The sequence below is a fragment of the Streptomyces sp. NPDC037054 genome, assembly GCF_055606745.1.
The window spans coordinates 470,649-490,132 of the sequence record NZ_JBVJSJ010000007.1 but is presented as its reverse complement, the minus strand read 5'-3'; the positions used below and the strand labels follow the sequence as shown (position 1 = coordinate 490,132).

The following is a 19,484-nucleotide window of genomic DNA, read 5'->3' as shown; positions in this document are numbered from 1 at the left end:
GGTCCCGGGCATCGTCAAGGACGAGATCAAGCCGCAGGTCCACACCTGGACGTTCCCGGACGGCAAGAAGATCATCGTGCTGTCCGAGGGCCGCCTGCTGAACCTGGGCAACGCCACGGGTCACCCGTCGTTCGTGATGTCCAACTCCTTCGCGGACCAGACCCTGGCCCAGATCGAGCTGTTCACCAAGCCCGACGAGTACCCGACCGGTGTCTACGTGCTGCCCAAGCACCTGGACGAGAAGGTCGCCCGTCTCCACCTCGACGCGCTCGGCGTGAAGCTGACCACGCTCCGCCCCGAGCAGGCCGAGTACATCGGCGTCGAGGTCGAGGGCCCGTACAAGCCGGACCACTACCGCTACTGAGCAGCCGGAGAATCCACCATGTCAGAGCACTCCGCGCAATCCGAAACCGATGAGCGGGAGCGCGACCCCGAACTCCCCGGCCTGCTGCTCCGCACCGAACGTGACGCACTGATGCCACTGCTTCACGCGGCCGGCAAGGAGCGGTTCGAGCTGCGCACAGCCTGCCCAGGCTGGACAGTGCGCCAACTTCTCGCGCACTGCGGCGCAGCACTGGTCCGCATCGTCGAAGGCCGCCTGGAGGAAGGCGTATTCCTGCCCGAGGCGAACGCCGCCGACGTCGCCGAGCGGGAGGACTGGCCGCTGAACCGCGTCCTCGACGAGCTGGAGCGGGGCTTCACCGAGGCGGGGGAGGTCATCGCCGGCCACGAGAACGGTCGGCTCGACGCGGTCGCGCTGGGGGAGTGGGTGCACGCCGGCGACGTACGCGAGGCCTTCGGCGAGCCGGGAGCGTACGACGGGAAGAGCACGGCGTACGCGTTGCCGCTCCTCGAAGTGACCAGCCGACGACGGGAAACCCCGCGCTTGCACGCCTATCTCGGCTGTGGCGCGCCGCCGCTGGTTCTCGGCAACGAGATCGAGGGCCGGCCCGCGGCGCAGTTCTGGGGCGACGTGCCGACACTGGTCCGCCTTTACGCGGGCCGGCCGCTCGTGGGAACCCGCTACGAGCTGTACGGGGCGACGGAACAGGAGTTGTGCATGTACCGGTGACCCCGGTCTGCTCAGTCGGTCCTCACTATCTGGAAGGCCTCGGCGAGGCGGCCCGGTGGCAGGCCGCCCGCCCTGGCGTGTTCTGAGAGCCACTCGCGCAACAGACCGGCCAGGTCGTCGAAGTGGGCGGTCTGCGAGGTGTGGATGCGCAGGGCGTCGACCTTCCGGTCGAAGACACCTGTGACGTCGACGTACTGGTTGGGCGTCGGGCCGGTCATGAGCCAGAGTTCGGAGACGATCCAGGGCTCGAGGCCCTCGTCCTTGATCAGTTCGGGGTGGGCGAAGGGATTGCGCGCCTCGGGATACACCGCGCGCAGGGCGGCGTCGCCGACGGCTCGGTGGTCGGGGTGCAAGTCCGCCACCCGGTTCCAGTTGATCTCAGGGCTAGGGATGATGACTCGCGTGGGCCGCACCTCGCGTATCACCCGGCACAGGTCGCGGCGCAGTTCGACGCTCGGTTCGACGAAGCTGTCGGGGTAGCCGAGGAAACGCACGTCGCGCACTCCGCTGAGCTTGGCCGAGTGCACCTGCTCCGCGCGGCGCAGGTCTGCCATCGCCTGCCGGGGGAGCCGTTCGTCGTACCCGCCCGCGTCGCCGTCCGTGACGATGCAGTACGTGGCGCGGGTGCCCCGTGCGATCCACTGCATCACCGTGCCGCTCACACAGAACTCGATGTCGTCCGGGTGCGCGGCCACCACCAGCAGGTTCTCGGGTGCGCCGCGCTCGGGGGAGTCGGTCGTGAACTCGTCCATGGAGCAAGCCTGTTGATCGGGTGACCGGGCGACAAGGCATGGCCGGTGGCGTGTCTGCGACATGGCACTTACGTGCCAGACAAATAATTGGTAGATTCAAAACAATGCTGAATGCGAGAACCGGAGGCGACCGGCATGTGCAGGATCTTCGGCTCCTTCGCCGTGGCGGCGACAGGGCCCGAGCTGGCCACGGTGTCGGCTCGGCAGCGCCACGGCGGCCCCGACGAGAGCGGTGTGCTCGCCGGACGAGGCTGGTCGCTCGGCTGCGACCGGCTGGCCATCACCGATCCGACGGGCGGCTCGCAGCCCTTTCGGCTGGCCACCGCCCCTGGCATTACCGCCGTCCTCAACGGCGAGATCTACAACCATGGTGAGCTGCGCAGGCAGCTGACCGCACGCGGGCACCGCTTCCCCGACGCCTGCGACGGAACGCTCCTGCCCGCGCTGTACGCCGAGTACGGCCCGGCGTTCGCGGAGCACCTCGACGGCATGTTCGCCGTCGCCGTCCTCGACCTGCGCGCCGGGCAGCCTCATCTTGTTCTCGCGGTCGACGAGATGGGCATGAAACCGCTGCACTACCACCAAGGTCCCGACGGGGCCGTGCGGTTCGCCTCCGAGATCCCGGCGCTGCTCGCCTTCGACGGCGTGCCCGCCGACCCCCGAGAGGAGACCCTCGACACCGTCCTCGCCACCAAGACCCCCTTCGGCACAGAAACCGCCCTGCGCGGCATTCGCAGCCTTCCGCCCGGTGCCACCGCCGTGGCCCGCGGCACCGAGGGCCTGCGGGTCCTGCGCCGGCGCCCCCGACAGGCCGCACCCGCGCCGGCCGGCCGCGTGTTGGACACCCTGCGTCACGAGGTGCACCGACTGGCCGACGCGGACGCCCCGGTGTGCGCCATTACCAGCGGCGGACTCGACTCCGGAATCGTGACCGTGCTCGCCGCCGAACACACCGCGCCGCTGCACACCTTCTACCTCGGCTACCGCGGCCGCTGGCCCGCCGCCGAGCACACCTACGCCAAGGCCGTGGCCCGCCGCGCCCGCACCTTCCACCACCAGATCGACGCCGACCCCGCCGAGTTCCCCTCCCTGCTCACCCGCACTGTCAGGCACCTGGGCCAGCCCAACGCGGACCCCATCGCCCTGAGCACCTACGCGCTCTTCCGGGCCGTGCGAGGAGCGGGCTTCTCCGTGGCCCTCACCGGAGACGGCGCCGACGAACTCTTCGGAGGCTACGACCGGGTGCGCGCCGCCCTCGCCGCCCCCGAGGGCATCGACTGGACCGGGGCGTACGTCGACGCGCTGGGCGCCGCTCCCCGGCTGATGCGTGAGTGGCTCTACACCCCCGACTACCGGGCCTTCATCGTTGAGCAGGGCTCCGTCGCCGACCGGATCACAGCCGAGCTTCGGGCCTCGCGCACCGACCGCGTCACCACCCTCACCGGGTTCGAGACCCGCTGGAGGCTGCCCGCCTATCATCTGCGCCGCGTCGACCACCTCAGCATGGCCTGGGCCGTGGAGGCCCGGATGCCGTTCTGCCAGCCGTCCGTGGCCGCGGTTGCCGGTGCCCTGCCCGCCGAGCAACGCCACGGCAAGCGCGCGCTGTACGAGGCGGGGCGTGACCTGCTGCCGCGCAGCGTGCTGAACCGGCCCAAACAGCCCTTCACGCTGCCCTTGTCAGCCATGCTCGCTCCCGGCGGCCCGCTGCTCGAAGCGGTGCGTGAACTGCTCGCGCCGTCAAGGTTGTCGCGGGCGGGGCAGGTGCGGCCGGAGCGAGTGCAGGCGGTACTCGCCCGGCACGCCGAGCGCCCCTCGGACCAGGATGCCCTCACTCTGTGGGCGCTGGCCGTCCACGAGCTGTGGACCGAGGTCGCCCAGGGCCTGCGGGTGTCCGTCGGCTGCGCGGCGTGATCGGCGACGTCGTCCGGGCCGAGGGCGCCCCCGGCCCGACCCTCGTACTGCGCGGGGAACGGTTGCCCACAGGCGCCCTCGCCTCACACCACGAACTCACCGTCGTAAGACGCTGGCTGGAGCGAACGGGGCGCGGCCACATCCGCAAGCTCGCCCTGCTCGGAGCGTCCGCCGACCCGGCACACGACCTGGACTACCGCTTCGTGCAGTGCCTGCCGGACGGCTTCGACTTCCGCACCGGCTGCGGCCACTCGCTGCTGGCGGCCGTCGTCGGCGCCGGCAGGCCGGGGACGACGCGGGTGCGGGCGGTGACCACCGGGGACACGGTGGTGTGCGTACCGGAGCCGCACGGCGCGTACACGGTACGTCTGGAACGGCTCGCCCGCTTGCCGGACCTGCTGCCCACCGGCCGCCCCGCGCAACGGCTCTGCGCTCTGCCGGTGTCGATCCTCCGGTACGGCAACCCGTACGTCTTCGTCGACGCCCGCGACCTCGGCCTCGACTCGGAACAGGCGCTGTTCACGGCCGGTCCCGCCGTGCTCGGGCGGCTGATCGCGGTGAGGGCCGCCGCGGCACGGCTGCTGGGGATGCCACCCCGGGGCGCGCTGCCCAAGATCGCGGCGGTCGGCTCGTACCGCCCCGGACGGCTGGCGGTCCGCGCCGTGACCGTCTCCGGTTGGCATCCCGCCCTGGCGCTGACGGGGAGCGCGTGTCTGGCGGCGGGCACGGTCGTCCACGGCACGCTGCCCGCGCGCCTTGCGCACGCGAAGCACCCCGCGTACGCGGAGAGCGTCCCCGTGGCACGCTGCGTGCGACTCGACACGCCCTCCGGCCCCGTCCGCGTTTCGGCCGAGGCCACCGCGGATTGCCTACGGCACGTCGCCGTCCACGGCAAGCGCGCCCAGGTCCTCGAACGCGCCGTGCGCGTCCCCTGGCGTATCCGCGTCACGGCGTGAACGCGCAGCCGCTCAGGGCCTGGTCAGGGCCCACTCGTCTGCCACCCTGGAGATCGGTCAGCAATTCCCGCCGGGCATTCCCGCCAGGGCAAAGGGAATTCTTCTCTGCTGCGTCCCGACCGGGGAGTGATCTCCAGGATGAAATTCGAAAACATGCGTGTCGTGGTGACCGGGGCGTCCCGGTATTTCGGGCGCGCCATCGCCATTGGATTTGCGCACCTGGGTGCCGAGGTCTACGTCTCGGCCCGCACGGTCGAGGCCGCGGAACGCACCCGTACCGAAATGCTCGGCGAGGCCACGAGCCGCATCCACACCTTCGGCTGCGACCTGAGCCGCCCCGCCGACATCCGGACCTTCGCCCGGCAGGTCGGTGAGCACACGGACCGTGTGGACCTGCTCGTCAACAACGGGGCACGCTGGCTTGACGGCTTCGAGCTGGAGGACGCCTCCGACGCCTCCATCGTCGAGACCATTGAGTCCACGGCGGGCGGCACGGTGCTCATGGTCAAGCACTTCATGCCGCTGCTGCGCGCCTCGAAACGCCCCGACATCATCAACATGGTCGCCGTCTGTAATCCGGGCGGCGCGGCTGACTACCCGGCACACGAAGCCTTTTACGCCGCCAAGGGCGCCCAGGCCGGATTCGCCGACATCCTCGCGCGCCGGCTGCGTCCCTCCGGTGTCCGCGTCTTCTCCCTCTACCCACCCGACTTCTCCACCTCTGACCCGCGCTCCGCGGAATGGGAGGGCATCGGAAGAGACGCACAGTATCCCGACGAAAAGCTCACGACCCAGGCCCTCTTCGAATGCATCGTCTACGCGGTCGAGCAGCCACGCGACTGCTTCATCCGCTCGTTTCACTTCGAGCCCCGCTGAGTGGCGACGGCCCAGCAGCGTCACCTGACCGTCAAGGAGCTTCGTCCATGAGTACTCCGCTCTGGATCACCGCAACCCCGCCCGACAGCGACGGCGAGCTGCACATCGGGCACCTCGCCGGTCCGTACGTCGCCGCCGACGTCCTCAGCCGTCATCTGCGAGCCGACGGCCGGTCCGTACTGTTCACGACGGGCACTGCCGACCACGCAGAGTCGGTGGATGTCCGGGCGCTGCGCGGTGGCCGCAAGCCGGAGGAGGTCGCCGAGGGTTTCCGTACTGCGATCACCGCGGACTGGCTGCGCTCCGGCGTCGAGTTCGACCACATTGTGCAACCCCGACGCGACCGCGGCTACCGCCGCTGGCTTCAGGACCTGTTCCTGTACCTGTACGCGCAGGACGTCATCGCTCCCCGCACCCGCCTGCTGCCGTACTGCGAGCCCTGTGATCGGTGGCTGCACGGTGCCCATGTCACCGGTGACTGCCCGCACTGCGGCACACGCGGCGGGGGCGGCCTGTGCCACGCCTGCGCCAGGCCGAACGACGGCGACCTTGTCGACCCGGTGTGCGCCCTGTGCGGCGCGCCGGGCCGACCGCGCCGCTGCCGTCGCCTCTACCTGCCGCTGGAGCCACTGCGTGAACCGCTCGCCGACTACTGGCGCTCCGCGGGGCTGCCGCCGCGCTTGGCCGTGTTGTGCGAGAGCCTCATCGAGGACGGCCTGCCCGACGTGGCCGTCAGTCACCCGGGAGACTGGGGCGTTGAGGTGCCCGTCGACGGCTTCGCCGGGCACCGCATCGACGCCTGCTTCGAAGCCGCCGCGATGCACCTGTTCGGCTACGGCTTCGACAAGAAGCCGCTTCCCGAACGAGCCATCCACTTCTGTGGGTTCGGGCACTCTTTTTGCCACGTGGTCCTGCTGCCCGCGATCCTCGTCGCCCGTGGCGTCAAACTGCCGCAGGAGATCCACGTCAACGAGACGTACTGCATCGACGCCGAGAACGGAAAGGAGTCCGAGGGGACGCACACGGTGTGGGCCCTCGACCTGCTCACCGAGTTCGGCTCCGACACCTTGCGCCGCCACGTCCTCGAGGCCAGGCCGCTCGGCCGTAGCACCGACTTCCGCGTCGGCGAACTCGACCGTACCCGGGAGATCCTCGACGGCACCTGGAACAGCTGGCTCAACCGGCTGTTCACCGCGGTGCGCGAGGAGTGCGCGGGACGCGTTCCCGACGCGGAGCCTGGAGGCGACGGCTGGGAGGCACTGAGGCGCCGGTTGCACCGGGCCGCCGAAGACGTGCGGGAGGCGTACGGGCCCGAGGCGTTCGACCCGCGTCGCGCGGTCGCGATACTGGACGAAGTGGTGCGATGCACGACGGATTTCGGCTACGTCAACGACTTTGAGAGGCGCCGGCCGACCAGGGACGGACGTCATTGCGCCCCGCTCGTGGCCCAGTTGGCGGTGGCCGCGGCGCTGACGTCCTGGGCGTGGCCCGTCATGCCCGAGGGCGCGGGGCGGCTCGCGCAGGCGCTCCGGTTGGAGCCCGGTGGCCCGGTGGTGCCGGCGGCGCTCACCCCGCCGGCATCGGGCACGCGGCTGGCTCCGCCGTCCGGACCTGTCTTCGGCTTCTGATCACCCGGTGAGCCCTTGGGCCCATCCGCTGCGCTCGGCGGCAGCGGGTGGGCCCAACGGCTTTCCGGGCACCTCAAGCTGAAGGAGTCTCCTCGTGTCCCTGCGCATTGCCATGCTCAGCGTCCACACCTCGCCGCTCCACCAGCCCGGCACGGGCGACGCGGGCGGCATGAATGTCTACATGGTCGAACTGTCCCGGGCCCTGACCGAACAGGGCGCACGTGTCGACCTGTTCACTCGCTGCCGGGGCGAGGCCCACCCGCCCCGCGTCGAGATCGCCCCGGGCGTCGAGGTGCGGCACCTGCAAGCGGGCCCGCGCCGCGCCCTGCCCAAGGAGGCGATGCCCGGGCTGGTGCTGGAGTTCGCCCTCGCCCTCCTCAGGGCGGGCACGGACAGCCCGTACAACCTGGTGCACTCGCACTACTGGCTGTCGGGCCAGGCGGGCGGCGTCGCCGCCGGCCGGTGGAATGTCCCCCTGGTCCACACGATGCACACGATGGCGCGGGTCAAGAACGCTTCCCTCGCACCTGGCGACAGGCCGGAGCCGGTCATGCGCGTCCACGCCGAGAGCCGGATCGCCGCCACGGCCGACCGGCTCATCGCCAACACCCCTGAGGAGGCGCTCGCGTTGCAAGGACTGTGCGGGGCAGCTCCGCACCGCACAGATGTGGTGATGCCCGGGGTGGACACGCGGACCTTCCGGCCCGCGGACGGCAGGAGAGCGGCGCGCGCCCGGCTGGGCCTGCCGCAGGAGGCGTTCGTCCCGCTGTTCGCCGGCCGCATCCAGCCGCTCAAGGGGCCCGACGTCATGGTCCGCGCCGTGGCGGACCTGCTGCAGGAGGCGCCCGACGTTCGCCGACGACTGGTCGTGCCGGTCGTCGGCGGACTCAGCGGTGCGGGGATGCGGGCGCCCGGCGAACTGCGTGAACTGTGCGCCAAGCTGGGTCTCCTGGACGTGATCCACTTTGAAAGGGCTGTTCCGCAGGGTGTGTTGGCAGACTGGTATCGGGCGGCCGACGTGCTGGTCGTGCCTTCGCGGAGTGAGTCGTTCGGCCTGGTGGCCCTGGAGGCACAGGCCTGCGGCACTCCGGTGCTGGCCGCAGCCGTCGGGGGACTGCCGACGGCGGTACGGGACGGGGAGACGGGGCTGCTCGTCCATGGGCACGAGCCCGGCGACTACGCGCGCCGCCTGCTGTGGTTCGCGAGGCATCCGGCATTGGCAGCCGTGATGGGAGCGGCCGCTGTACGGCATGCCCAAGGGATGAGCTGGGGTGCCGCAGCCGGGCGGACGCTGCAGGTGTACGAGCGTGCGCTTGAGGACCGGGTCGCGCAGGTGGGGCAGAGGCGGCGGCACGCCCCTGCCCCGGCGGCCACTCCCTCCTGGAGGAATGGAAGGACCGCAGTACCAGCCTAGCATTTTTTGGTCAAACCAAAGGTGCGAGTCATTCCAAAATGGGTCGCCTGTCCTGAATTCTGGCCGGATCCACCCTGTATGGCTGAAGTGACTCCCCAAGCGTCGAGTGAACTCGCCGCCTCCCTTGCTGGAGTGATGTCATATCCGCGCCATGACATATCCACGACTTGTGGAATCGTAGATTCCCACTGGAGGGCGAGTGATGATGGAAATGCCTTCAAGGGAGCCCGGCGGCACGGGCGCCGAAAAGGCGGAAATCCCATTCGCATCCTGGAGGAAAAGTGTCTGCGGTCGTGCGCACCACCGGATTCCGCATTGTCCGTCAGTTCGCCTTCGCTGTGCTTCTCTGTGGCGCGGTCGTGGGCGGCGCCGTAGTGACCGCAATGCCGGCCGAGGCCTCTGTCTCGCACTGGGCCGTGGTGGCGGAGGACAACAACTGGCCGGTGGCTCCGGTGGGGCCGGTGGTGGCGGAGGACAACAACTGGCCGGTGGCTCCGGTGGGGCCGGTGGTGGCGGAGGACAACAACTGGCCGGTGGCTCCGGTGGAGCCGGTGGTGGCGGAGGACAACAACTGGCCGGTGGCTCCGGTGGAGCCGGTGGACAACAACTGGCCGAACGCGTCCTACGCCCTCTAGCGGGCACAAGGTGGGGCCCCGGGGATGCCGCTCAGAGCGGCATCCCCGGGGCTTGTTCCTGTGTGACGTCCGAACCGGTCAATGGTTGTTCGAAGGCCTGCAAGCGGGGCACAGGCCTTTGAAGACGATATCCGCCTCATTCACGTGCCAGTCTTTGAGGTTTTTCGAGGGAAGGGTCGGTGTCTCATGAGTGATGTTCTCCACCCGCCCGCAGTTGACGCACAGGGCGTGATGGTGCGGCACTCCCGCGAGTTCGAAGACGGCCGGCCACCCGGGGCGCTCGAATTTGGTCACCAAACCAGTCTCCAGGAAATGCCGAAGCATTTCGTAGACCGCCTGGGAAGTAAGCGTGCCCAGGCGGTCTCGGGCCGCGGTGGTCAGTTCCTCCACGTCGCGGTGCCCGCCGGCCGCCAGTACTTGCAGCACTTCCAGGCGAGGGCTCGTCACGCGCAGTCCGACATCGCGGAGCTGCTGGATGGCCGCCTCGCGCCCGTTCGTCACTGCTTCGCCTGTCATCTCTCCGCCGTCTGGTCGGACCAAAAGTTTGAAGAAATCGTACCTCTTGTCCGCCAGGGGGCGCAGGACAGCCGTCGGTGCCCTCTCGGGCCCGACGCACGGGTGGTCAGTCGAGCCAGCCCAGCCTGCTCGCGCGCACTCCCGCTTCGAAGCGGCTCGACGCGCCCAACTCCTGCATCAACTCGGAGATCATCCTGCTGACGGTGCGCAGGGAAACCCCGAGGCTGCGGGCCACCTTCTCGTCCTTCATGCCGGAGGCCAGCATGCGCAGGGCCGCGCGCTGCTGCTCGGTGAGCCCATCACCGCCGCGTGCCGCCTCCACCTGGTCGCCGTAGGGCGTCGCGGTGTGCCAGCAGTGTTCGAACAGCGTCAGGTAGGAGCGCACGAGAGCGGGGCCGCGAGCCAGGATGGCCCCTGCCGAGCCGTCCTCTGGGTCGACCGGGAGGAGGGCGAATTGCTCGTCAGCGATGATCATGTTCATGGGAACGACCGGCGAGAGGCGCACCTGTACGCCGATCTTCGCCTTCGACCTCAAATGGTCCGCGTCCTCGGGAACGGATGTGAGGCGCTGGCTGAAGATGGATCGCACCTGCACGCCGTGCTCGATCTGCCGACGGTCGCGGTTGAGGGCCCGCTCGGGTATCTCCCTGCCGCGCGCGATCGGATGCATCGAAGCGAGGCTGTGCTGCACGGTGTCCGTGATGTCCTCAAGTACCTGCTGGATGCGGCGGTAGTCGTGCAGGATCTCGACTTCGACGCCGGTCGCCTGGGTGAGGGTTTCGGCACGCAGGAAATTGCCGGCCAGGGTCTTGAGGGTGCGGTGCGCGCGATCGGCCTGCTCGAGATGGTTGCGCAGCCGGGTGCGCTCCCGCTCCAGAAGCCTCAGCAGGGCGATCTCCGGTGCGATGACGGTGACAGCATCTGTCTCCGCCTCCGAGGCTCGGCCGGCGTCGAGCTCCAGGCGGTTGTCGTGCAGTCGTCCCGTTGGGACGACGAGTCCGAGGCCGATCAACTCCTCGCGACATCGGTCGCGTTCGTCGCCCGACAGGTCCATGTCGGATGCGACTTCCCGTAAGCTGGACGCCCCTCGCGCACGGAGTCTCTGGTAGAACGCGAGGGCCAGATCGGTGGCTTGACTCCCCGTTCTCCCGCTGCCGTGTACCACCGCGAAATGACCCCCCTCGTGATTCTCCGAGTCGCCGCGGTCACACCTTGTCACACGTGATGCTCATCAACTCCGATTCAGCTTAGTAATGTGACGCGCGTCACTTGATGCTGTGGCACACCAGCAAGACGCTCCGGGTCTGCTCGTTGAGCCGATGCTGCCGCCGGTCGGTGATGCGGAATCCGGCGGTCCGCAGTTCACGGAGCAGGTCGCCCTGGTTCACGATCCACTTGTAGCAGGTCGCGACCGACCTGTGGATCCGTGTCTTCTCGGATCGCTCGACGAAGTAGGTGATCTGCTCGCTCATGGTGGTGAGGTCGAAGACCTGTCGGGCTACGACCCACTCCGTGACCCCGTCGAACCTCGGTACCTCGAAGGCCCAGGTTCGGCAGGGGTGTTCAGCGAGATCCGCCGCGTCATGGGCTGTGAAGTCCAGCGCCAGTGCACCGTCCGAGTCCAGGTGCGCGGCGATTTCACGCAGCACGCCGGGTCGGGCGGGCGGGGGGATCGCCGCGATCATCGCGCCGGCGAGCAGGGCCAGACGGTAGCGCCGGTGCAACTGGAGTCGGACGAGGTCGGCATGCGTGGTGGTGACTCGGGCGCTCACTTGGGGACCGATGCGGTCGGCCCAGGCGCGCAGCCTGGCCAGGCTCGGGGGGTCCAGGTCCACGGCCTCGACGGCGAAGCCGTGGCGGGCGAACGGGACGGTGAGCCGGCCGGCGCCGGAGCCGAGGTCGAGCACGGGTCCGCCGGTGGCCCTGGCCAGGGCCAGGTAGTCCACGATGTCACCGCTGAAAGGCCCCAACAGGGCGTTGCCCAGCCAGAGCTGATCGTCGGGCTGCGGAGCGGGGGACTCGAGGCCTGGAAGCCAGGACGGCGGGGTGGGGGAGACGATGGTGAACCCGGACGGTGGGACGGGGTCGAGCGCGGGGCTCACCGGTGTGCCGGTCCGTGTGTGCATCGCTCCTCCAGGTGGCTCGACCGGTCCCTGCCGTTCGGGCGGGCCCCGTGCCGCCGGGACCGCTCCGCAACACCATCGTGTCCGGAAGGCTTCGTCCCGGGCCAGGGTCCACGGATGCGCGTTCACGCCAACGCGTGTGTACGCCAGGGAGGCCCGAGTCGGGTGACCGGGATGGTCCTCAGATCTCCCGGCTCCATCGCCGGTTCGCGCCCGCGAAGCCATGAGCCGTGAGGAACGGCAGTGACGGGTCGGCCTCGCACGGCAGGCTGACGGACTGAAGGCGTGCACCGTGCCTTCGCATGCGCTCGGTGAGGACCGAGAGCAGTGCGCTGCCGATCCCGGCGCGCCGACGGTTCGACGCGGCGCACAGCGCGTACACCTCGCCCTCGCCCGGCGCGGGTACGCCGCCTGCGGCGAGGCCGACGATCTGCCCGCCGGCCTCGGTGGCGACCAGCCAGCCCAGCCAGCTCGGCGCCCCGCCCGGAATCCCAATTTCCGCGCTGATGCGAGGGAGCGAGCAATTGACGCTCACGAGACGTTCCACGGCGCAGTTTCCGAGAGGGCCCGCGTAGCTCTCACGTATCACCGCGGCGAGCAGCTGGGATATGGCGGCCGCCTCGGCGGACGCGGCGGAACGCACTTGGACCGCGCGCATCAGGTCTGCACCTCCGGGGTGTCTGTCGCGCCGGCGCCCCACAATAGCGCCGCATTCGCCCGTCAACCGGAAAACGCACGTCTCCGTAATCGAGGGGTCAGTCGATGAGACCTGGGACGGAACAGCACGCCAGAATAAGCGGAGTCAGAGCGGCGATTGCGGCCAGTACCACAAACACCGTCTGCAGAGCCGGCGAGCCCATGGCGTGCGGCGTGAGGATGCGGCGCATGCGCAGCACGGCCGAGGGCCCACCTGCCGCGAAGGCCTTGACGGGTGCCTGCCCGGACGCCACCGCGTACAGGGCGGTGGCCAGCGCATCCCGCGAACACCGGCGCAACGCCCGGTCGTCCGCGATCATTTCCAGCAGCAGCGGCACTTCGGCGCGCACGCTACCGGCCAGTGGCAGCCCTCGGAAAGCGGCACCGAAGGCCGCGGCCGCGGCCACGAGCAGGTGGTGGCGGCCCGAGATGTGTGCCCTTTCGTGCTCCAGCACGGCGGACAGTTGCTGCTCGGTCAGCACCCGGAGGGCGCCCGAACTGACCACGATCTGCGGTGTGCGGCCCGGCAGGCAGTACACGGCCGGCGTGTCGTGCTGCAGCACCGTGGCCCGCAGTTCCGGCCGTCTGCTGCCGACCACACGCAGCAGATCGACGTGACGTGCCCGATGGCGTCTGGCACTGAGCAGTTCACGCACGACAGCGACGGCCAACGCCGCAGGCACGAGGGCCGCCGCGCAGACGGCCGCCCAGGTACGGGGGTCCAGGTCTCCCAGACCGAGGAGAGGGCCGCAGTCTGTCGCCGCGGACGTGACGCACGCTCCAACGACGCGGGACAAGTCGTGGCTGCTTGCCGCCGGAAGCAGCAGTTGCAGGACCGTCCACGACAGGGAGACGGTGAGGGCCAGGGCGAGCACGCTCCACACCCCGAGGGCCGACCGGGGCGCCCGGTACGCCCAGTGACTGCGGGACAGCACTCTCGGCAGCAGAACGCCGGCCAACAGTGCGACCGCCAGGGACGGCAGCGGATGGTGGCCGACTATGAATAACTCGCCAGAGTCGGACGGTAGTTCCATCATTAGGGTGCTCCCGGCTCTTCGGCGGTGGGGAAACGTCCCATCGCACGCAGGGCGGCGGCCAGGGCGGACACGTCCTCCGGCGGCATGTGCTCCACGAAGCGCTGAAGCGCGGCCTGGCGATCCTCCGTGTTCCCGAGCGCGTCCTGCATGAGCGCTGCGGTGTATTCCTCTCGGCTGCGCACGGGTTCGTAGATCCAGGCCCGCCCGGTCTTTTGTCGCCGCAGCAGGCCCTTGCGGTGGAGTATGTCGGCGACGGTCATCACGGTCGTGTAGGCGACGGGCCGGATGCGATTGATGTCATCGACGATTTCCCGGACCGTGGCGGGCCGCCCCCAGCGCCAGAGCCGGTCCATGATTTCGGCTTCGAGATCACCCAGCCGTCGCACCCCTTGCCCCTCTTTCTCCTCGTCGCCGAGGTGCCTCACATCGTATGGCACCTCTCGCCGCCATGAATGGGCACACGGAGACTTCGTACAGGGGGTGCCGTTGCGGCAGGGAAGTCGGGCTTGCTGCGGGCCCGGGGATTCCATCGTCCGGGCCCGCAGCGCGGAGGTCACGCCCGTACGAGCCGGGCGATGGCCTTGGAAGCCTCGCTGACTTTGGTCCTGGCCTGCTCGCCCCCTTCCACGATTGCCTCCGTCACGCAGCAGTTGAGGTGCTCGTCCAGCAGGGCGAGCGCGCACGACTGGAGTGCGGCGTTGGTGGCGGCGACCTGGGTGAGGACGTCGATGCAGTAGGTCTCCTCCTCGACCATCCTCTGCAGTCCCCTCACCTGGCCTTCGATGCGGCGGAGCCGTCGGAGAATCACGTCCCGGTGTGTCTGTTGTCCGGCCACGGAGGCCTCCTTCTCCTCGTGGGCCGCTTCAGCGGTCGGCCGGTTGGAAGCCGCGCAACCGCAGGCTGTTGCCCACCACGAAGACCGAGGAGAAGGCCATGGCCGCTCCGGCGATCATCGGGTTGAGCAGGCCGGCGGCGGCGAGCGGCAGAGCGGCGACGTTGTAGGCGAAGGCCCAGAACAGGTTGGACTTGATGGTGCCAAGCGTCTTGCGGGACAGCCGGATGGCGTCCGCCGCCACCCTCAGGTCGCCCCGCACCAGCGTCAGGTCCCCCGCCTCGATCGCGGCGTCCGTACCCGTGCCCATGGCCAGTCCCAAGTCGGCCTGTGCGAGCGCGGCGGCGTCGTTGACCCCGTCGCCGACCATGGCGACCGAACGGCCCTCGCCCTGCAGGCGCTTGACGACGTCGACCTTGTCCTGCGGCATGACCTCGGCGAAAACGTGCTCCGGCGCGATGTTCACTTCGGCGGCGACGGCCTCGGCGACCGCTTTGTTGTCACCGGTCAGCAGGATGGGCGTGAGACCGAGGCCGCGCAGCCGTTCGATGGCCTCCGGGCTGGTCTCCTTGATGGCGTCCGCGACCTCGAGGACCGCGCGGGCCTCGCCGTCCCAGGCGACCGCGATGGCAGTACGTCCAGCGGCCTCGGCCTCGGCCTTGGCGCGCTGCAGCTCCACCGGCAGCGAAATGGCCCACTCTTCCAGCAGCTTCTCCCGGCCGACGAGTACCGCGTGGCCCTCGACGATTCCCTGGACGCCCAGCCCGGCGATGTTCGCGAAGTCCTCCGGGGCAGGCAGCGTGCCGACCCGGGAGGTGGCGCCTGAGGCGACGGCCTGGGCGATGGGGTGTTCGGAGGAGTGCTCCAAGGCGCCCGCGAGGCGCAGGACATCCGTCTCGTCTTCGCCGTCGGCGGTGTGCACGTCGAGCAGGGTCATACGGCCAGTGGTGACGGTGCCGGTCTTGTCCAGGACGATGGTGTCGACCTTGCGCGTCGTCTCCAGGACCTCGGGGCCCTTGATGAGGATGCCGAGCTGGGCGCCACGCCCCGTGCCGACCATGAGGGCGGTCGGTGTGGCCAGGCCCAGGGCGCAGGGGCAGGCGATGATGAGGACGGCGACGGCGGCGGTGAAGGCGGCGGTGAGTCCGGCGTCGTTGCCGAGCCAGAAGCCCAGGGTGCCGAGGGCGAGCGCGATCACGACGGGCACGAATACGGCGGAGATCCGGTCGGCGAGCCGCTGGGCGGCGGCCTTGCCGTTCTGGGCGTCCTCCACCAACTTCGCCATGCGGGCGAGTTGAGTGTCCGCACCGATCCGGGTGGCCTCGACGACGAGGCGGCCTCCGGCGTTCAGCGTGGCACCGGTGACGGCGTCCTCAGTGCCGACTTCGACGGGGACCGACTCGCCGGTGAGCATGGAGGCGTCCACGGCGGACGAACCCTCGACGACCACGCCGTCGGTGGCGATCTTCTCCCCGGGGCGTACGAGGAACCGGTCGCCGACCTTGAGTTCGCCGACGGGGACGAGTTCTTCGCGTCCCTCGCGCAGCACGGTGACTTCTTTGGCGCCCAGCTCCAACAGAGCCTTCAGGGCCGCCCCCGCCTTCCGCTTGGACCTCGCCTCGAAGTAGCGCCCGGCCAGGATGAAGGCCGTGACGCCCGCGGCGGCCTCGAGATAGATGTTCCCGGCGCCGTCGGTCCGCGCGATGGTGAGCTCGAAGGGGTGCGTCATGCCGGGCGTGCCGGCGGTGCCGAAGAACAGCGCCCACAGGGACCACAGGAACGCCGCCGAAGTGCCGACGGAGATCAGGGTGTCCATGGTCGCGGCGCCGTGCCTGGCGTTGGTCCAGGCGGCCTTGTGGAACGGCCAGGCGGCGTACGTCACCACGGGCGCGGCCAGCGTGAGTGAGAGCCACTGCCAGAACTCGAACTGCAGCGCCGGGGCCATGGCCATCGCGATCACGGGGACGGCGAGTGCCACGGCCGTGACCAGGCGCTGGCGCAGCGGCCGGAGTTCGTCCGTCTCCTCCTGGCCGGGGCCGTCGCCGGGCTCGGACCGGTCGGCGCCCGTGGTCTCGGGCTGCGGCTCCCGCGCCGTGTAGCCGGTGGCCTCGACCGTCGAGATCAGGTCCGAGACGGTCACGTCCTCGCGGTAGGTGACCTTCGCCTTCTCGGTGGCGTAGTTGACGGTGGCCTCGACCCCGTCCATGCGGTTGAGCTTCTTCTCGATCCGGGCGGCGCACGAGGCGCAGGTCATGCCGCCGATGGCGAGTTCGACCTCGGCGGCGCCGGGCGTGGTGGTGGTCATGTCTGCTCCTCGGAGCTCACGGACTCAATGTGCGTCGGGAAGCCGGGACGGGGGCCGCCATGACGTGCGGCCCCCGTCCCGGCCGGTGGGTCAGACGGCTGCGGCCACACGGCCGGCGAAGCCGTATCCGGCCTCGTCGACGGTCCTGGCGATCAGCGCGTCGAACTCCTCGTCGGGCTCGGCTGCGGTCGTCACCGTGACCAGGCCGGTGCCGATCTCGACCTCGACCGCGGCGACCTCGTCCAGACCACCCACGGCCTTGGCGACGACGCCCTGGCAGTGCGCGCTGCCCACGCCGCCGACCTTGTAGGTGGTCTTGACCTCCGTCGTGGTGTGGCAGCTTCCGTCCGGGGTGCAGCAGTTGTTCGACATGTGATTCTCCATGCTCGGGACTCATACCCCCATGGGGTATTTGACACGCTCAATGTATACCCCCCACCCCTATGCACCGCAAGTGGTGTCGCGGCTTGACTTCATACCCCCTAGGGGTATGTTGAAGTGTGTCGGCCGCACGAATCGGCGGCCTCGGACATGAGGAGTGAGTCATGAACACCGGACTGCGGGTGACCGCCTTCGCGGCCGCGCTCGCCGCGACCTTCGGCACCGCCTACGGCGTCGGCGGCGCGGTTGACACGATCTCGTCCGAACCGAAGGGCGGTGCTCACGGCCGTGGCGACGGTCACGGGGCCACAGGGCACGCAGGGGTCGGCGGCGTCCACGAGGCGAAAGCGCCGGGAGGCCTTGAGATCTCACAAGGCGGCTACACGCTCGATCTGCTGACCTCCCGAATCGAGGCCGGGGAGAAGACCGACCTGAGCTTCGCCGTGGTCCAGGACGGGAACGGCCGCAAGGTCACCGCGTACGAGCGCGAGCACGGCAAAGAACTGCATCTCATCCTCGCCTCACGAGACCTGACCGTCTACCGTCACCTGCACCCGGTTCGGGCCGCCGACGGCACCTGGTCCACGCCCGTGAACCTGCCCGAGGCCGGCGGCTACCGCGTCTTCGCCGACTTCAAGCCCAAGGGTGGTGAAGCGCTCACTCTCGGCGCCGACCTCGCGGCCGCCGGAAGGCATGAGCCGGCCGAACTTCCCGAGCCCGACTTCACCGCCAGGGTCGATGGCTACGAGGTGAAGCTCGACGGTGACCTGACCCCCGGCAAGGGCAGTGAAGTGACGCTGACGGTGCACAAGGACGGCAAGCCGGTGCGGGATCTCCAGCCCTACCTGGGCGCCTACGGCCACCTGGTCGCTCTGCGCTCCGGTGACCTCGCCTACCTGCACGTCCACCCCAACGGCGAACCCGGTGACGGCAAGACCCGGCCCGGCCCCGAGGTCTCCTTCACGGCCACGGCACCCAGCGCCGGCGCGTACCGCCTCTTCCTGGACTTCCGGCACAGCGGCGAGGTGCGCACGGCAGCCTTCACCGTTCATGCGGGCGGCGCAGTGGACGAGCCTGAGAAGCCCTCGAAGGCCGAGTCCGCCCAGGGCGAGGCTGGGCACACCCACTGAGGTGGCTGCTGCGGCGCCGGTGCCGCCTGCATACTCGCCGCAGCAAACCGGCCATTCATCTGACGAGTCAACACGGTGTTCCGCGACTGGTGGTGGAACACTGTCGGCAACCCACTAGGATCACGGCATGGTTACGGCTTGGTCGCTCTGGCGGATGGACGGGACCCGCTTCGGTGCGGGCCCGATACCGCGCGTGCTGGCCCTCGCCGTGCTCCTTCTCGGAGTTCTCCTGGCGCACGGCGCATACGCGGAGACCGCCAACGGACACCTCTCCACCAGCGCATCAAGCCCGGCGTCACTGCCAGGCGATGACATTCGTCATGCAAGTGCCGAGTCTGCAACCCGGTTCCTCGCGGAAGTGGGTGATCACCATGGTGATCACGGGGCGCCGCATCCTGGCGAGCAGTGTGTGTCCGGGCAGCCCCAGCAAGGGCCTTCCCTGGCAGCGCCCTGCTTTGCAGCGTCGGTTCGCGAATCAAGCGGAGCCCAGGGCGCATGCGTCCTGCGCGTGACCACCTCTGGCGGGCGGCCCGTGGGCGAAGTGTCACCCGCGGCTCTGAGAGCAGCCTCTGTGGTGCAGCAGGTCTAGGAGTACAGAGCCTCCAACCGGCCTGCCGGTGCCACCGGTTCGGCCGATCGTGCGCGACGAGCTTCCGATTCCGTGCCCATGACGGGCCCGATCACGTTCGTCGAGCTGTCCTGCCCCCACCCATGTCTGTGCCTCCCTCCGCCCTCGTCGGAGAGCGGCAGCAGTGCGGAGGACCTGTGCCGACACCTTCCCGTATGACCTCGCGCGCTCCCTGGACCTCATACGGCCCGCCCCACTGGCGTCCGCTCCTCTCGGCGATCCGCAGCACCCTCGTGATTGCGCTCATGGTGTGCGCCGTCATTCACGGAGCGAGCGAGGAGACGCACGGGTCGGTGACGGTCCCCACCGCTTCATCGGCGACGGCCGCGGGCGGAGAACATCACCGGCCTCACGCCCCCCACGGGGCCGAGGACTGCGCCATGGACGTCGTCATCCGTACGGTGGCCGAGTCGATCGAGGATCTTCCTCTCGTCGCGCTGGGCGTCGTCCTACTCGTCCTCGACTCCTTGGTGGCGGGGATACGACCGCCCGCACGGCATGAATCCCGCAGACGCCGCAGCGCCCGCACCGGCCGCGTGGCACTCGTCCGTACATCTCGCTGGCGGATCTAGACCACTCGCTCGCAGCCGAC

20 protein-coding genes are annotated in these 19,484 nt (G+C 69.7%); 10 read left to right on the top strand and 10 right to left on the bottom strand.

Annotated elements, in window-relative coordinates; all coding sequences use genetic code 11:
• Both ACZ7D7_RS20035 and ACZ7D7_RS20030 read left to right on the top strand, forming a co-directional pair.
• Positions 1–364: adenosylhomocysteinase (locus ACZ7D7_RS20035; RefSeq protein ID WP_470825835.1), on the top strand; the 364-nt coding region annotated here is incomplete at its 5' end.
• Positions 365–382: 18 nt separating this feature from the next.
• Complete coding sequence (locus tag ACZ7D7_RS20030) at positions 383–1,072, top strand: maleylpyruvate isomerase family mycothiol-dependent enzyme (RefSeq protein WP_470825834.1); 690 nt, start codon at positions 383–385, stop codon at positions 1,070–1,072.
• 11 nt (positions 1,073–1,083) lie between these two features.
• Here the strand turns inward: ACZ7D7_RS20030 and ACZ7D7_RS20025 are convergent, their stop codons facing one another.
• Positions 1,084–1,824 carry a PIG-L deacetylase family protein gene (locus ACZ7D7_RS20025; RefSeq protein ID WP_470825833.1) on the bottom strand — a complete coding sequence of 247 codons (741 nt, stop codon included), beginning with the start codon at positions 1,822–1,824 and terminating at the stop codon, positions 1,084–1,086.
• A 111-nt stretch (positions 1,825–1,935) separates the two neighbouring features.
• On the opposite strand from ACZ7D7_RS20025, the gene asnB reads away from it, so the two are divergent.
• The 6 genes from asnB (at position 1,936) to ACZ7D7_RS19995 (ending at position 9,244) form a co-directional block, all read left to right on the top strand.
• The gene (gene asnB, locus ACZ7D7_RS20020; protein ID WP_470825832.1) at positions 1,936–3,735 is read left to right on the top strand and encodes an asparagine synthase (glutamine-hydrolyzing); all 1,800 of its coding nucleotides are present in this window, start codon (positions 1,936–1,938) and stop codon (positions 3,733–3,735) included.
• A complete protein-coding gene (locus tag ACZ7D7_RS20015; protein WP_470825831.1) occupies positions 3,732–4,691 on the top strand; it encodes a PrpF domain-containing protein in 960 nt (319 codons plus the stop codon). The genes asnB and ACZ7D7_RS20015 overlap by 4 nt, the downstream gene beginning before the upstream one ends.
• A 138-nt stretch (positions 4,692–4,829) precedes the next feature.
• Positions 4,830–5,567 carry an SDR family oxidoreductase gene (locus tag ACZ7D7_RS20010; protein WP_470825830.1) on the top strand — a complete coding sequence of 246 codons (738 nt, stop codon included), beginning with the start codon at positions 4,830–4,832 and terminating at the stop codon, positions 5,565–5,567.
• 47 nt (positions 5,568–5,614) lie between these two features.
• Positions 5,615–7,195 (top strand): class I tRNA ligase family protein, encoded by a 1,581-nt coding sequence (locus ACZ7D7_RS20005; protein ID WP_470825828.1) that lies wholly within the window; start codon positions 5,615–5,617, stop codon positions 7,193–7,195.
• Between the two features lie 112 nt (positions 7,196–7,307).
• The gene (gene mshA, locus ACZ7D7_RS20000) at positions 7,308–8,609 is read left to right on the top strand and encodes a D-inositol-3-phosphate glycosyltransferase (RefSeq protein ID WP_470825860.1); all 1,302 of its coding nucleotides are present in this window, start codon (positions 7,308–7,310) and stop codon (positions 8,607–8,609) included.
• 293 nt (positions 8,610–8,902) lie between these two features.
• Positions 8,903–9,244, top strand: coding sequence for a hypothetical protein (locus ACZ7D7_RS19995; protein WP_470825827.1), 342 nt, complete (start codon positions 8,903–8,905; stop codon positions 9,242–9,244).
• 78 nt (positions 9,245–9,322) lie between these two features.
• Here ACZ7D7_RS19995 and ACZ7D7_RS19990 read toward each other — a convergent pair whose 3' ends face one another.
• The 9 genes from ACZ7D7_RS19990 to ACZ7D7_RS19950 form a co-directional block, all read right to left on the bottom strand.
• Positions 9,323–9,760: a Fur family transcriptional regulator gene (locus tag ACZ7D7_RS19990; RefSeq protein WP_470825826.1), complete on the bottom strand. Its 438-nt coding sequence runs from the start codon at positions 9,758–9,760 to the stop codon at positions 9,323–9,325.
• 106 nt (positions 9,761–9,866) lie between these two features.
• A complete protein-coding gene (locus ACZ7D7_RS19985; RefSeq protein ID WP_470825825.1) occupies positions 9,867–10,814 on the bottom strand; it encodes a helix-turn-helix transcriptional regulator in 948 nt (315 codons plus the stop codon).
• A gap of 211 nt (positions 10,815–11,025) precedes the next feature.
• On the bottom strand, positions 11,026–11,886 hold the full coding sequence (locus tag ACZ7D7_RS19980; RefSeq protein ID WP_470825823.1) for a class I SAM-dependent methyltransferase: 861 nt from the start codon (positions 11,884–11,886) through the stop codon (positions 11,026–11,028).
• 178 nt (positions 11,887–12,064) lie between these two features.
• A complete protein-coding gene (locus ACZ7D7_RS19975; protein WP_470825822.1) occupies positions 12,065–12,541 on the bottom strand; it encodes a GNAT family N-acetyltransferase in 477 nt (158 codons plus the stop codon).
• 97 nt (positions 12,542–12,638) lie between these two features.
• Positions 12,639–13,454, bottom strand: coding sequence for a M56 family metallopeptidase (locus tag ACZ7D7_RS19970; protein ID WP_470825821.1), 816 nt, complete (start codon positions 13,452–13,454; stop codon positions 12,639–12,641).
• A 161-nt stretch (positions 13,455–13,615) separates the two neighbouring features.
• On the bottom strand, positions 13,616–14,002 hold the full coding sequence (locus ACZ7D7_RS19965) for a BlaI/MecI/CopY family transcriptional regulator (protein WP_470825858.1): 387 nt from the start codon (positions 14,000–14,002) through the stop codon (positions 13,616–13,618).
• A 167-nt stretch (positions 14,003–14,169) separates the two neighbouring features.
• Complete coding sequence (locus ACZ7D7_RS19960) at positions 14,170–14,451, bottom strand: metal-sensitive transcriptional regulator (RefSeq protein ID WP_470825820.1); 282 nt, start codon at positions 14,449–14,451, stop codon at positions 14,170–14,172.
• A gap of 28 nt (positions 14,452–14,479) precedes the next feature.
• Entirely contained in the window at positions 14,480–16,753 is a 2,274-nt protein-coding gene (locus tag ACZ7D7_RS19955; RefSeq protein ID WP_470825819.1) for a heavy metal translocating P-type ATPase, read from the bottom strand.
• Positions 16,754–16,843: 90 nt separating this feature from the next.
• Positions 16,844–17,125, bottom strand: coding sequence for a heavy-metal-associated domain-containing protein (locus ACZ7D7_RS19950; RefSeq protein WP_470825818.1), 282 nt, complete (start codon positions 17,123–17,125; stop codon positions 16,844–16,846).
• Positions 17,126–17,298: 173 nt separating this feature from the next.
• On the opposite strand from ACZ7D7_RS19950, the gene ACZ7D7_RS19945 reads away from it, so the two are divergent.
• Together ACZ7D7_RS19945 and ACZ7D7_RS19940 are read left to right on the top strand one after the other, a co-directional pair.
• Entirely contained in the window at positions 17,299–18,264 is a 966-nt protein-coding gene (locus ACZ7D7_RS19945) for a hypothetical protein (protein ID WP_470825817.1), read from the top strand.
• Between the two features lie 1,008 nt (positions 18,265–19,272).
• Positions 19,273–19,464: a hypothetical protein gene (locus tag ACZ7D7_RS19940; RefSeq protein ID WP_470825816.1), complete on the top strand. Its 192-nt coding sequence runs from the start codon at positions 19,273–19,275 to the stop codon at positions 19,462–19,464.
• The last annotated feature ends 20 nt before the right edge of the window (positions 19,465–19,484 follow it).